This window comes from Cellulomonas timonensis (assembly GCF_900046455.1).
GTDB lineage: Bacteria > Actinomycetota > Actinomycetes > Actinomycetales > Cellulomonadaceae > Cellulomonas_A > Cellulomonas_A timonensis.
Genome location: NZ_FCOT01000013.1, coordinates 419,850 through 433,006, shown reverse-complemented (window position 1 = coordinate 433,006; position 13,157 = coordinate 419,850). Strand labels below are relative to the sequence as shown.

The window sequence follows — 13,157 nt, the reverse complement described above, 5'->3', positions numbered from 1 at the left end:
CAGCACCGTCCTCAGAACCCCGAGTTCGGGGCGTAGCGACAACATGGAGGGAACGCGGGGTCGCCATTGGCCCAAACGTCACGCGACGATATCCCCTCATGCGAGGTGGGTCACATCGTCGTTGTGAGGAACGTGCATCCGTCCACCGCGGTCAGCGAGTGGACTCCGATGCGTTCTCCTCGTCCTCCTGCGCCGCGGGGGTCCGCAACAGGAGGCTCGTCTCGCGTCCAGGATGCCGACGTCCGACCAGGATGAACGCTACCAGCGCACCGAGCCCCACCACGATCGACGTCCAGACATTGAGGCGGAAGGGCCCAATCATCTCCGCCGGGTCGATGCGCAGCAGCTCGATCCACAGGCGCCCCGCGGTGTAGATCACCACATACAGCCAGAACACCCGGCCGTGGCCCAGCCGGTACCGCCGGTCGAGCCAGATGAGCAGCGCGGCGCCCGCGAGGTTCCACAGCAGCTCGTACAGGAACGTCGGGTGGAACAGCGTGCCCGACTCATAGCCGAGCGGCAGGTGCGCGTCGTCGATGCGCAGCCCCCAGGGCAGCGTCGTGGCCGAGCCGAACAGCTCCTGGTTGAACCAGTTGCCGAGCCGCCCGATGGCCTGCGCGACCAGCAGCCCAGGCGCGACGGCGTCGGCGAAGGACGCGAGCCGCACCCCCTGCCGCCGGCAGCCGATCCACGCGCCCACCGCGCCGAACGCGACGGCGCCCCAGATGCCGAGCCCGCCCTCCCAGATGGCGAAGGCGCTCCACGGGTCGCCCCCCTTGCCGAAGTACTGGTCCGGTGAGGAGAACACGTGGTAGATCCGCCCGCCGATGATGCCGAAGGGCACCGCCCAGAAGGCGATCTCCAGCACGTCGTCGGGGTTCCCGCCACGGGCGACCCAGCGCCGCTGGGTCATGAGCACGGCGACGACGATGCCCGCGAGGATCGCGAGCGCGTACGCGCGCAGCGGGAACGGCCCGAGATGCCAGACGGCCACGGAAGGGCTGGGGATGGCGGCGGGGGCGACCAACGCCGCGAGCGTCGTCACCGGCGCGCCCCCCGCACCCCGGCGGCGAGCCCGGCGGTGACCTCTGCGAGGAGGTCCAGCCCGTGGGCGGGGTCCGACTCCGACTCCTGCAACGCCCGCACGAGGGCGGAGCCGACGATCACCCCGTCGGCGTACCGCGCGACCTCGGCCGCCTGCTCGGGCCGGGACACGCCCAGCCCGACGCACACGTGCTCGGCGCCAGCAGCACGGGTGTCAGCGACCAGCTGCTCGGCGCGCGTGCCGACGGTCGCGCGCTCGCCCGTGACGCCCATCGTGGAGGCGGCGTAGACGAAGCCCGAGCATGCGGCCGCGGTCGACGCGAGCCGCTCGGGGGTAGAGCTCGGCGCGACCAGGAAGACCCGGTCGAGGCCGTGCCGCTCCGAGGCCGCGATCCAGTCGGCCCCCTCGTCGGGGATGAGGTCGGGGGTGATGAGGCCGGCGCCGCCGGCAGCGGCCAGGTCGCGGGCGAAGGCGTCGACCCCGTAGCGCAGCACCGGATTCCAGTACGTCATGACGAGCACTGGGGCGCCCGTGGCCGCGATCTGCTCGACGGCGCCGAAGACGTCCCGGACCCGGGTCCCGCCAGCGAGCGAGCGCTCGGCGGCGTGCTGGATCGTCGGGCCGTCCATGCCGGGGTCGGAGTACGGCAGGCCCAGCTCGACCACGTCCGCGCCGGCCTCGACCATCGCCACCGCCGCATCGACCGAGCGGGGGACGTCGGGGAATCCGAGCGGCAGGTAACCGATGAGAGCGGCGCGGCCGGGAGCGCCGTCCTCGCCCGCCGCGAGCCTGCTGAGCAGGCCCGCCGTGCGCAGACGGGTGGTGGTCAGGCTCACAGCTGGGTCCCCTCGTTGAGGTTCGGGACGGCGTCGGCGTCGATCAGGCCGAACCACTCGGCCGCGGTGGCCACGTCCTTGTCGCCCCGACCCGAGAGGTTCACGAGGATGACGGGCTCGCTGCCGCCGGCGACCGTCCAGGCCCTCGCCTCGGCGCCGAGCTGGATCGCGCCGGCGAGCGCGTGGGCGGACTCGATCGCGGGGATGATGCCCTCGGTCCGGCACAGCAGCCGGAACGCGTCCATCGCCTCGACGTCGCTGACGGGCCGGTAGTCGACGCGCCCGATCTCGTGCAGCCACGCGTGCTCAGGGCCGACGCTCGGGTAGTCGAGGCCTGCGGAGATCGAGTGGCTGGGCAGTGTCTGCCCGTCCTCGTCCTGGAGCAGGTAGGACTTCGCTCCCTGAAGCACGCCGGGCGAGCCGCCGCTGAATCGGGCCGCGTGGCGCCCGCTGGCGATGCCCTCGCCGCCCGCCTCGAACCCGTACAGCCGGACACCCGGGTCGTCGAGGAACGCGTTGAAGACGCCCATGGCGTTGGACCCACCGCCGACACACGCGGCGACAGCGTCCGGCAGGCGGCCGATCTCCTCAGCGAGCTGGGCCTTGGCCTCCTCGCCGATGACCTTGTGGAAGTCGCGCACCATCTCGGGGAACGGGTGCGGCCCGGTCACGGTGCCCAGCAGGTAGTGGGTTGTGTCGACGTTGGCGACCCAGTCGCGGAAGGCCTCGTTGATGGCGTCCTTGAGCGTGCGCGACCCGATCGTCACAGGGACGACCTCGGCGCCCAGGAGCCGCATCCGGGCGACGTTCAGCGCCTGGCGCCGGGTGTCCTCCTCGCCCATGTAGATCGTGCACTCGAGGTCCATGAGCGCGGCCGCCGTCGCGGTGGCCACGCCGTGCTGCCCCGCGCCCGTCTCCGCGATGACCCGCTTCTTGCCCATGCGCTTGACCAGCAACGCCTGGCCCAGCACGTTGTTGATCTTGTGCGAGCCGGTGTGGTTGAGGTCCTCGCGCTTGAGGAAGACGCGGGCGCCGCCCCCGACGTGCTCGGCGAACCGGGGCGCCTCGGTGAGGATGCTCGGGCGGCCCGTGTACGTGCGGTGCAGGCGGGCGAGCGCCTGGCCGAACGCCGGGTCGGCCAGCGCCTTGTGGTACTCGGTCTCCAGCTCGTCGAGCGCCGCGATGAGCGCCTCGGGCACGAAGCGTCCGCCGAACTGGCCGAAGTACGGTCCGGCGTGCGTGCCCAGCGGGCCGCGCTGCTGCGCGTCGGCGCTCACTGCCGCACCGCCCGCAGCGACGGGTGCGCCCCAGCGGCGACCAGGTCGGCCACCGACTCGCGCGGCGCGTCGTCCGTGACGAGCGCCTCCCCCACCAGCACGGTGTCGGCCCCGGCGCGCGCGTAGTCCATCACGTCGAGCGGGCCGCGCACCCCGGACTCCGCGATGCGCACGATGCCCGCCGGGATGGACGGGGCGACGCGCGCGAACGTGCCGCGGTCCACGTCGAGGGTCTTCAAGTTCCGCGCGTTCACGCCGATCACCCGGGCGCCGGCGTCGGCGGCACGGGCGACCTCCTCGGTGTCGTGCACCTCCACCAGCGCGGTCATGCCCAACGAGTGGATGCGCTCGACGAGCGACGTCAGCACCGTCTGCTCCAGCGCCGCCACGATCACGAGCACGAGGTCCGCCCCGTGGGCGCGCGCCTCCCACACCTGGTAGGGGGTGACCACGAAGTCCTTGCGCAGCACCGGGATGTCGACGGCCGCGCGCACCGAGTCCAGGTCCGCGAGCGACCCGTTGAACCGGCGCTGCTCGGTGAGCACCGAGATGGCGGCGGCGCCACCCTTCTCATACTCCGCGGCCAGGGCGGCGGGGTCGGCGATCGACGCGAGGGCTCCCTTGCTCGGGCTCGAGCGCTTGACCTCGGCGATCACGGTGACCGCGTCCTCGACCCGGAGCCGCGCGAGGCACTCCTTGGCCTCGGGCATCCGAGCGGCGCGCTCCTTGAGAGCCACCAGCGGTGTGGCCGCCTCGCGCGCGGCGAGGTCCAGCCGCACACCGGCGACGATGTCGTCGAGAACTGTCATGTCTCCCCCTTCGGCACCCGTCACCGTTCAGGTCGACGGCCTCATCCCTTGCCATCGTAGAGGCGAGTCCGCACGGCACCGACCAGCGGCCAACCTGTGGACCCGCAGGTTGGCCGCATGGGGTCAGTAGCCGTACGAGTTGCTGCTGGCTCCGACCAAGATCAGCGGCAGCACGACGGCGAACAGCAGGATCAGCACGCTGATCCCGATCGAGATCCACCCGAGCACCACGCCCGCAGTGGCCAGCCCCGCGTTGTTCGCCTCCCCGGCCAGTGCCGCGCCCTTCGCCTTCTTGCCGACGATGATGGCGGGGATGCCCGTGAAGAACAGGCAGCCCAACACGAACGACGCGATGCCGAGGACGAGCGACCACACCGCCAGGTCGTTGCGCGGGTACACGTAGGGAGCCGCGTACCCATACCCCTGCTGTGCCGGGTAGGGCTGCTGGCCCGGGTAGGGCTGCTGGCCCGGGTAGGGCTGCTGGGCGCCGTAGGGCTGCTGGCCCTGGTAGGGCTGCTGCGCGCCGTAGGGCTGCTGGCCGGAGTAGGGCGGCTGGGCGCCGTAGGGCTGCTGTCCGGAGTAGGGCTGCTGGGCGGCGTCGGGCTGCTGGGCGGCGTCGGGCTGCGGCGTGCTGAGCGGCTGGCCCGGCGCCGGCGGCTGCGAGGCGTCCGGCTGCTGCGCGCCGGGATACGGCGGCTGTGCGGGCTGCTGCGGCTCGGCGCCGTCGGCGTCGTCGGCGGGCTGGTTCGGGTTGTCGCTCATCGCACGCATCTCTCTGTGGTCCTGGACGGTCTTGTGAGCCTAGGCCTCAGGGCGCCAGCCACGGGGCGAGATCAGGCACGTTCCGCAGCGCCGAGTAGCCGAGCACGACCACGAGGAACAGCCAGGCGGGCCACAGCTGGGACCGGGCGGAGACCGGGCGTGGCGTGCCACGCCATCGACGCAGAGCCCAGCGCCCCCACAGCACCGCGACCAGCGGTACGGCCAGGACCCACAGCGGGTTCATCGCCCAGGCCCCGGCCAGGTCGCCGGTCGCGAGGTCGTGCGTGGCGCGCAAGCCCCCGCATCCGGCGCAGTACAGCCCGGTGAGCGCGAGCAGCGGGCACACGCCGTACTGGCCGGGCGTGTGCGGGTCCACGAGCGCCACGCATGCGGTGCCGACGGCGATGGCGAGCGCCACGGCCCCGGGGGCCAGCATCCGCTCCAGCCGACCACGCGACGCCCCGCGCTCCTGCGGCGCCCCGGACGCAGCCCAGCCCGCTCCCGGATCCGGGAGCGGGCTGGGCTGGAGGTCGGACATGCCGCCGAGGCTCGGTGAGGAGGCTCAGTAGGTGGTGTTGCCCATGTCGTTGACCATGTCCTCCCAGCCGGACAGGCCGCCGATCGCGAGGAGGAAGATGATGCTCAGCACCGAGAACGCGATCGCGACCCAGCCCAGGATGATGCCCGCGAGCGCCATGCCGCCGTTGTTCGCCTCGCCTGCGGCGACGGCCTTCCTCGACTTGGACCCGACGATCACGGCGGGGATGCCGGTGAAGAACCCGCAGATGAAGATGCCGACCAGGCCCAGGACCGGCGACCACACGCCGAGGCTGTTCTTCGGGTAGCCGTAGGCGGGCTGGCCGTAGCCGCCGCCGGGGTACTGGCCGGCGCCGCCGTACTGCGGGGCGGCCGGGTAGGGCGTGCCGCCGGGCTGCTGGGCCTCGCCCGGGTACTGCGGGGCGGACGGGTACTGCGGGGCCGGCGGCTGCTGGGGCGCGGGCGGGTACTGGCCGCCACCGGGCTGCTGCGGCGTGCCGCCGGGCTGCTCGGGCTGGTCACCTGCGCCGTACGGGTTCTGCGGCTCGTTCGGGGTCGACATCATGTCTCCTGAGGTCACACCGACGGCACGCACCATCGGTAAGGAACGGTCTGACTCCGGCAGGGCAGGTGCGCCTTGCCGCGCGGGCAGCCTAGTGCCGATGCCCAGCCCGCACAGCCCGACACGTCGCTGCGAATCACTCGCCCACCTGGGGCTGGGCTCCTCGCGGCAACCCTTTGAGTTCAGTGTGCGCCGTGCTCCGCCTGCTTGGCGAGCGTTGCGGCTCCGCCCTGGCCGTGGCCGAGGATCTGCATGACCTTGCCGACGATGACGCCGAGCACGACGACGGCCATCCCGGTCCAGAAGAGCCACGGCTGCGCGAAGACGAGCGCGAGGCCCGCGGCGGTGAAGCCGACGAGCACGAAGACGACGAGGGTCCACGAGGCGTTGGTGTGCCCGTGGTTCGTCGGCGGGGTGGTGAGGGGAAGGGTGACCGTCTCCTCGGATGTGGAACCCGTCGGGGCACCGCTCCCGGGACGACGTTCGACAGTCTGCTCGGCCATGTGACGGCGCCTTTCGGGTCAGAGATTCTGCTGGACACCTTATCGGACCAGCACGGAGACCGGCGCGCTGGGCGCGGGCCCCACACGTTGGAGAAGCCTCAGGTGGGGTCGTCGCCACGGGTCAGCGAGTCCCACGCGGCTTGGTCGTCATCCGGCTCCGCGCGCGCCTCCACCCGGCCGGTGGCGCCGGGGGCGGAGTGCCTGCGCGTCGGGCTCGGCCAGCCGCGCGACATCACCGCGACGTAGACCGCGCCCCCGAGGTCGGCGACGCCCACCACGAGCGCCGCCCACGGCCACGCGGTGAGACGCGCGGGCCCGGCCAGCGCGCCCACGCCGGTCAGCTCGGCGGCCGCGGCTTCCGCGATGCCCGCGGCGTCCGTGAGCGCGCCCACGGTGGATGCCAGCACGATGGCGCCGGCGAGAGCGACGACGGCGACCACCACCCAGCGTCCGGCGCGCCCCACCAGGCCTGTCGCCCCGACTGCCGCCAGCAGCACCACTGCGGCGGCCACGACGCCCGGCGCCGCCTGCGCGCCGGTCACGTCGACGGCGACCTCGCCTTGGAGGGCCGAGGCCCCGGCGCTCCGCAGCCAGACGGGGACCGCGCTGAGCGCGGTGAGCGCGGCGAGCAGCAGGAGCAGCAGCGCCGCCTGGCCGCGCCCGGCACGCCGACGACCCGAGGCGCCTGCCGTGATCGCCGGCTCGGGCCTGGGGCCAGTGCCCGGCGCGGACGCCTCGGAGACGTGCTCAGGTCGGGTGCTCATCGCGCCTCACCCGCACGACGCGGCCGGGAGGTCGTCATCGCCGCACAGCCCGCAGCCGCGACGCGACCTGCACGGCACGGACCGCCGCGGCCGCCTTGTTGCGCGACTCCTCGTACTCGAGGGAGGGCACCGAGTCGGCCACGATGCCCCCACCGGCCTGGACACTGGCCCGGCCGTCGCGGATCAGCGCGGTGCGGATCGCGATCGCCATGTCCATGTCGCCCGCGAGGTCGAAGTAGCCCACAGTGCCGCCGTAGATCCCGCGACGAGCGGGCTCGATCTCGTCGATCAGCGCGATCGCCCGGGGCTTGGGGGCGCCGGAGAGGGTGCCCGCCGGGAACGTCGCCATCAGGGTCTGCAGCGCGGTGGCGCCCTCGCGCAGCCGCCCGACCACCGTCGAGCAGATGTGCATGATGTGGCTGAAGCGCTTGACCTCCATGAACTCCACCACCTCGACGCTGGCCGGCTCGCACACCTTGACCAGGTCGTTGCGGGAGAGGTCGACCAGCATCAGGTGCTCGGCGCGCTCCTTCGGGTCGGCCAGCAGCTCGTCCATGAGCTGCTTGTCGTGGTCCGGATCGGCGCCACGCGGCCGCGAACCCGCGATGGGGAAGGTCACGACGCGTCCGTCGGTCACCTTGACCAGCGTCTCCGGGCTGGACCCGACCACCGCGAACCCGGCGCCGTCCGCGTCCTCGAGCTGCAGGTAGTACATGTACGGGCTGGGGTTGATGGTCCGCAGCACGCGGTAGACGTCGATCGGGTCCGCGGCGCACTCCAGGTCCAGGCGCTGCGAGAGGACCACCTGGAAGACCTCGCCGTCGCGGATGGCCTCTTGGCCGGTGCGCACGGACGTCTCGAAGTCCTCGCGTGACGTGCGGAACTCGAGGGCCGGCTCGGGGGCGTCCACCAGCTCCGACGCCGCAGGGGGCGCCGGGCTCAGCAGGCCCTGCTGCATCGCGTCCAGCCGGTCCAGCGCGTCGGCGTGCGCCTCGTCGACCCGCTCGTCGGTGTCGTCGAAGTTGATCGCGTTGGCGACCAGCCACACCGAGCCATCGTGGTGGTCGACGACGGCCAGGTCGCTCGCCAGGCACATCGTCAGCTCCGGCACGCCGAGCTCCTCGGGGGCCCGCGCGGGCAGCGTCGGCTCCCAGTGCCGCACCACGTCCCAGCCGAGGGCGCCCACGAGGCCACCGGTCAGCGGGGGCAGGCCCGGCACGGTGGGGGTGCGCAGCACCTCGAGCGTCGCGCCGAGCACCTCGACGGGATCACCCTCGAGCGGGACCCCCACCGGGACGTCGCCGTGCCACACCGCGCGGCCGTCACGCGCCGTCAGCGTCGCGCGGGACCGCACGCCGATGAACGAGTACCGCGACCAGGCGCCGTCCGACTCAGCGGACTCGAGGATGAACGTCCCCGCCCGGCCCTGCGCGAGGGTCCGGTACAGGCCCACCGGCGTCACGTCGTCCGCGAGCAGCCGCCGGACCACCGGCACCACGCGGCGCTCGGCGGCGAGGGCGCGGAACTCCTCGAGAGCCGGCCACGTCGCGCCCCAGGGAACCTCGACGGCTGTCGTCGCGGCGGGGACGGCGGGGGCGCCCCCCCTTCCCCCCCAGGGCTGGCTCTTTTACACATCTCCCCGCCCCCCAGACCGCCAGCAAAAACCTATGGGCCCTCTCGGCTTGGAAAAAACAAACCCAAGTGAGCGGGGAGCGGAGTAGAGAGAAAAGAGCCAGACACCTGCTCCTCGAGGGTGGGGCGGGACAGGACGGGTGCTGTCGGCGGTCGGCTCTGGGCGCCAGCCCACGACGGCGGGCAGGTCGCCGCCCGCCTCGAAGCAGGTGCGCGTGCCGGTGTGGCAGGCCGCGCCGACCTGGTCGACGCGGACGAGCAGCGCATCGCCGTCGCAGTCCAGGCTCACCGACTTCACGTATTGGGCGTGGCCGGACGTGTCGCCCTTGCGCCAGTACTCCTGGCGCGACCGGCTCCAGAACGTGACGCGGCCCGAGGTCAGCGTGCGGTGCAGCGCCTCGTCGTCCATCCAGCCGACCATGAGCACCTCGCCGGTGTCGTGCTGCTGCACCACGGCGGCGACCAGGCCTGCGGCATCGCGCCGCAGGCGGGCGGCCACGGCGGGGTCGAGGCCGGTTGCGGGAGTCGGGTCCGTGGCGGGCGGGGTCGATGCGGGCACCCATGGATCTTCCCACGCGGGCACGCGCGCCCGTCGCCGTCGTCCGCCGCCCGGACGCCCGACGCCGCCGGGGATCCGGCGAGCGGCCCGGGCGTCGAGCGCGGGCGGCTCAACGGGTCTGGGACACCCAGCTCTCGTGCATCCCCGCGTACGCTCCGCCGCGCGCGACGAGCTCATGGTGCGTGCCCACCTCGACGACCTCCCCCGCGTCGACCACGACCACCAGGTCGGCGGCCTCGGCGGTGGACAGCCGGTGCGCGATCGTCAGCGTGCTGCGGCCCTGGGTCAGCGAGCGCAGCGCGCGGGCGATGCGCACCTCCGTCGCCGGGTCGACCGCGGAGGTGGCCTCGTCCAGCACGAGCAGGTCGGCGCCGGCCAGGTGTGCCCGCGCGAGGGCCACGAGCTGGCGCTCCCCTGCCGACAGCGACTCCCCGCGCTGGCCCACCGGCGTGCGCAGCCCCTGCGGGAGCTCGTCGAGCCATTCGCCCAGGCCCAGCTCCACGAGGGCGCCTCGTGCGGCCGGCTCCCACACCTCGGGGGTGGGCGCGTCGACGCCGCGCATCCCCAGCGCGATGTTCTCCCCGAGCGTCGTGTCGAACAGGAACCCCTCCTGGGGCACCATCACGACCCGCTCGCGCAGGTTCGCCAGCCCGATGTCGCGCACGTCCACCCCGTCGAGGAGCACCTGGCCCGATGTCGGGTCCATGAGGCGCCCGACGAGCTTGGCCATGGTGGTCTTCCCCGAGCCGGTGGCGCCGACCACCGCCACGGACGTGCGGGCGGGCAGCTCGAGGTCCACGCCGTGCAGCACCGGGGGGCCGCCCGGGTAGGCGAAGCCCACGTCCCGCAACGTGACGGCTGCGGGGCCGCGCGGCGATCTCGGCGCGTCGGGGCCGGGGTCGACGACGCTCACCGGCGTCTCGATGACGGCCAGCACCCGCCGCCAGCCCGCCACAGCGTTCTGCAGCTCGTTGAGCACCTCGGTGGCCATCTGGACGGGGCCGGTGAAGAGCTGCACCAGGAACAGGAAGGCCAGCAGCCGCCCCACGCTCAAGTCGCCCGCGATGCCGAGGTGCGTGCCGCCGACCACGACGGCCGCGAGCACCAGGTTCGCGACCAGCACCCCGCTGGAGAACACCAGCGCGACGGTGTTCTGCGCGCGCACCATGGCGTTGCGCGTGCCGCGGATCGCGCGGTCGATCTTGCGCTGCGTGCGGGCCTGCACGCCGTACGCGCGGATCGTCTCGGCGCCCACGACGGCCTCGGAGATCGCGCCGAGCATCGCGCCGATCTGCTCGCGGACTGCGGTGTACGCGGCGTTGACCCGCTTCTGCAGCGGTCCGAGCGCCACCATCAGCGGCAGGAAGCACAGCCAGACGAGGATCGTCAGCTGCCAGGAGTAGACGGCCATGAGCGCTGTCGCGACGGTGAGCTGCAGCATCGAGACGAGCAGCATGATGCCGCCCCACTGCACGAACATCGAGATCGTGTCGACGTCCGAGGTGACGCGCGAGACCAGCGACCCGCGCCGCTCGGTGTTCTGGGTCAGCACCGACAGGTCGTGCACATGGCGGAACGCCCGCACCCGCAGGGCCAGCAGCCCGCGCTCGCTGGCCCGGAACAGCCGCACGTTGACCAGGGCCGAGCAGACGGCGCCGAGGAGCAGCCCGACCACGGCCAGGGCGACGAGCGTGGCCACACGCCGCACATCGGGGCCGCCGGCGGACAGGATGCCGCTGTCGATGGTCTGCTGCACCGCGATCGGCACCACGATGCGCCCCGTCGCGGCGAGCAGCGCCAGCAGCAGGGTGAGCGCGATGCCGTCGAGGAGCTCCGGGGAGACCTGCACGCCGCGCCGCAGCGTGCCCCAGACGCCGAGCGTCGAGGCGCCGATGCGGTGGTCGGCCTCCTGCGGCGCGGTGGGGCCGGTCATCGGGGTCCTCCGGTCGGCAGGCCGGCGGGCTCGTCGAGCTCCGCCGCCCGGCGGGCCGACTCCTGCTCGTAGGCGGTGGCCAGCTCGCGGTACCCGGGATCGCGCGCGAGCAGCTCGGCATGCGTGCCCCGGTCGACCACACGGCCGCCCTCGAGGTGCACGACCTCGTCGGCGAGGCTCACCGAGGACATCCGGTACGCGACCATCAGCACCGTCGGCGACACCGCGCCCTCGTCGGCGGAGGCCGCCGCGCGCAGCCCGGCGAGGATCTGCTGCTCGACGCCGGGGTCGACCGCCGAGGTGGCGTCGTCGAGCACGAGCAGCCGCGGCCGGCGGACCAGCGCTCGGGCCAGCGCGAGTCGCTGCCGCTGGCCGCCGGACAGGTTCGACCCGCGCTCGCCGAGCTGCGCGTCCAGCCCGCCTGGAAGCGCTCGAACCACGTCGTCCACCCGGGCGAGCCGCAGCGCCGCCCAGACCTCCTCGTCGCTCGGAGCCCCGGGCTCGTCCACGTCTGCCAGGGACACGTTGCCCCGCACGGTGTCCTCGAACACGAAGGTCGTCTGCGCCACGAGCGCCACCTGCGAGGTGATCGCCTCCGCGCGCAGCGAGCGCAGGTCGTGGCCGTCGATCTCGACCACGCCGCTCGACGGGTCGATCAGCCGGCTGAGCATCGAGGCCAGCGTCGTCTTGCCGGAGCCTGTGGGGCCCACCAGCGCGACCGTGCGCCCCGGAGCGAGGTCGAGGTCCACGTCGGCCAAGAGCTCCGCGAGGCCGCCGCCAGCCGGCACGCTCACGCCCACGTGGCGCAGCGAGACCCGGGCTCCCTCGGCGGAGCGGGGCAGCTCGGCCTCGCCCGGCTCCAGCGCACTGCTCGAGTCGAGCACCCGGGAGACCCGGTCGTGGCCGACCAGGGCCCGTGGCAGGTCGCCGAGCACCCAGCCGAACGCGCGCACCGGCACGGCCATCAAGGTCAGCAAGTACGCCGCGGAGACGATGTCTCCGGTGCTCACAGCGTTGTCGGCGGCCCGCACCGCGCCGACCAGCAGGAGCAGCAGGGTCCCGAGGCCCGGCAGCGCGTCGATGGTCGGGTCGAAGAACGCGCGGATCACCCCGACCCGGATGTTCGCGTCCCGCAGCGTCTGCGCGCTCGCCGTGAACCTGCGCTCCTCACGGTCCTCCGCGCCGAGCGACTTGACCAGCAGGGCGCCCTCGAAGCTCTCATGCGCGATATCCGAGACCTCCGCGCGGAGCTGCTGGGCCCGGGTGACCGCCGGGGACATCCTGCGCTCGAAGACCACGTTCGCGATCATGGCCAGCGGGAGCACGATCAGGGCGGCCAGCGCGAGCCACACGTCGGTGCGCAGGAGCTGCACGGCCGCGACGCCGATCATCACGACCACGCCCAGCGCGAACGGCAGCGGGTTGAACACGGACGTGGCGGCCTCGACGTCGGCGTTCGCGTTCGACAGCAGCTGCCCGGTGGGGTGGCGCCGGTGCCACGACATCGGCAGCCGCAGGTACTGGCGGGTGACCTTGGTGCGGAAGCCCGCCTGCTGGTCGGCCACGCCCATGCCCGCGAACACCCGGCGGCCGGCGACGCTCAGCGCCAGGGTGATCGCGACGGCGACGAGCGCGAGCCCGGCCAGCCAGATCTGCGCCCGCGCCTCGGCGGAGCCGTCGAGCGCGGGGACCACCACGTCGTCGGTGACGACGCCCAGCACGCTGCTCACCGCGACCGTCGAGGCTCCGAACACCGCCGACGTGCCGATGGCCAGGACGTACGTGCGCGGCTGGGAGGCGATGCCCCGCCAGAGCAGGAGGGCCGATCGTCGGGCGAGGGATCCGGTCAGCGCGACCTGACGCGGTGCTGCGGGGCGCGCGGGCACAACGGTCCTTCCATGGGGCGGGCGGGGTCTGAGGATCCTCTCACGCAGCACC

General features: G+C 73.4%; 11 protein-coding genes and 2 pseudogenes. All 13 read right to left on the bottom strand.

Annotated features, from left to right (window positions below):
* Nucleotides 1-151: 151 nt before the first annotated feature.
* The 13 genes and pseudogenes from lgt to BN3788_RS15420 all read right to left on the bottom strand — a co-directional run bounded on the left by lgt (nucleotide 152) and on the right by BN3788_RS15420 (nucleotide 13,105).
* Nucleotides 152-1,045, bottom strand: coding sequence for a prolipoprotein diacylglyceryl transferase (lgt, locus tag BN3788_RS15480; protein ID WP_066588069.1), 894 nt, complete (start codon nucleotides 1,043-1,045; stop codon nucleotides 152-154).
* The gene (gene trpA, locus BN3788_RS15475; RefSeq protein ID WP_082813067.1) at nucleotides 1,042-1,875 is read right to left on the bottom strand and encodes a tryptophan synthase subunit alpha; all 834 of its coding nucleotides are present in this window, start codon (nucleotides 1,873-1,875) and stop codon (nucleotides 1,042-1,044) included. The genes lgt and trpA overlap by 4 nt, the downstream gene beginning before the upstream one ends.
* A gap of 2 nt (nucleotides 1,876-1,877) precedes the next feature.
* On the bottom strand, nucleotides 1,878-3,158 hold the full coding sequence (gene trpB, locus BN3788_RS15470; protein WP_066588067.1) for a tryptophan synthase subunit beta: 1,281 nt from the start codon (nucleotides 3,156-3,158) through the stop codon (nucleotides 1,878-1,880).
* Nucleotides 3,155-3,967, bottom strand: a complete 813-nt coding sequence (gene trpC, locus BN3788_RS15465; protein ID WP_066588064.1) for an indole-3-glycerol phosphate synthase TrpC — start codon at nucleotides 3,965-3,967, stop codon at nucleotides 3,155-3,157. Before trpC ends, trpB begins: the two co-directional genes overlap by 4 nt.
* A 123-nt stretch (nucleotides 3,968-4,090) precedes the next feature.
* A complete protein-coding gene (locus BN3788_RS19390) occupies nucleotides 4,091-4,729 on the bottom strand; it encodes a DUF4190 domain-containing protein (RefSeq protein ID WP_147525148.1) in 639 nt (212 codons plus the stop codon).
* Nucleotides 4,730-4,775: 46 nt separating this feature from the next.
* A complete protein-coding gene (locus BN3788_RS15455; RefSeq protein ID WP_234346680.1) occupies nucleotides 4,776-5,267 on the bottom strand; it encodes a DUF2752 domain-containing protein in 492 nt (163 codons plus the stop codon).
* Between the two features lie 24 nt (nucleotides 5,268-5,291).
* Complete coding sequence (locus tag BN3788_RS20015) at nucleotides 5,292-5,828, bottom strand: DUF4190 domain-containing protein (protein WP_159066910.1); 537 nt, start codon at nucleotides 5,826-5,828, stop codon at nucleotides 5,292-5,294.
* A gap of 182 nt (nucleotides 5,829-6,010) precedes the next feature.
* Complete coding sequence (locus BN3788_RS15445) at nucleotides 6,011-6,331, bottom strand: HGxxPAAW family protein (protein ID WP_066588053.1); 321 nt, start codon at nucleotides 6,329-6,331, stop codon at nucleotides 6,011-6,013.
* Between the two features lie 98 nt (nucleotides 6,332-6,429).
* Nucleotides 6,430-7,095 (bottom strand): Trp biosynthesis-associated membrane protein, encoded by a 666-nt coding sequence (locus BN3788_RS15440; RefSeq protein WP_082812975.1) that lies wholly within the window; start codon nucleotides 7,093-7,095, stop codon nucleotides 6,430-6,432.
* A 34-nt stretch (nucleotides 7,096-7,129) separates the two neighbouring features.
* A pseudogene (locus BN3788_RS15435) lies at nucleotides 7,130-8,674 on the bottom strand (anthranilate synthase component I); the annotation flags it as partial.
* A gap of 216 nt (nucleotides 8,675-8,890) precedes the next feature.
* A pseudogene (hisI, locus tag BN3788_RS15430) lies at nucleotides 8,891-9,286 on the bottom strand (phosphoribosyl-AMP cyclohydrolase); the annotation flags it as partial.
* 109 nt (nucleotides 9,287-9,395) lie between these two features.
* Nucleotides 9,396-11,219 (bottom strand): ABC transporter ATP-binding protein, encoded by a 1,824-nt coding sequence (locus BN3788_RS15425; RefSeq protein ID WP_066588050.1) that lies wholly within the window; start codon nucleotides 11,217-11,219, stop codon nucleotides 9,396-9,398.
* Nucleotides 11,216-13,105 (bottom strand): ABC transporter ATP-binding protein, encoded by a 1,890-nt coding sequence (locus BN3788_RS15420; RefSeq protein WP_066588047.1) that lies wholly within the window; start codon nucleotides 13,103-13,105, stop codon nucleotides 11,216-11,218. Before BN3788_RS15420 ends, BN3788_RS15425 begins: the two co-directional genes overlap by 4 nt.
* Nucleotides 13,106-13,157: the final 52 nt, after the last annotated feature.

Bases quoted from the DNA above. Each gene is read 5' to 3' on its own strand.
- trpC (WP_066588064.1), bottom strand. From the start codon at position 3,967: ATGACAGTTCTCGACGACATCGTCGCCGGTGTGCGGCTGGACCTCGCC.
- BN3788_RS19390 (WP_147525148.1), bottom strand. From the start codon at position 4,729: ATGAGCGACAACCCGAACCAGCCCGCCGACGACGCCGACGGCGCCGAG.
- BN3788_RS15455 (WP_234346680.1), bottom strand. From the start codon at position 5,267: ATGTCCGACCTCCAGCCCAGCCCGCTCCCGGATCCGGGAGCGGGCTGG.
- BN3788_RS20015 (WP_159066910.1), bottom strand. From the start codon at position 5,828: ATGTCGACCCCGAACGAGCCGCAGAACCCGTACGGCGCAGGTGACCAG.
- BN3788_RS15445 (WP_066588053.1), bottom strand. From the start codon at position 6,331: ATGGCCGAGCAGACTGTCGAACGTCGTCCCGGGAGCGGTGCCCCGACG.
- BN3788_RS15440 (WP_082812975.1), bottom strand. From the start codon at position 7,095: ATGAGCACCCGACCTGAGCACGTCTCCGAGGCGTCCGCGCCGGGCACT.
- BN3788_RS15425 (WP_066588050.1), bottom strand. From the start codon at position 11,219: ATGACCGGCCCCACCGCGCCGCAGGAGGCCGACCACCGCATCGGCGCC.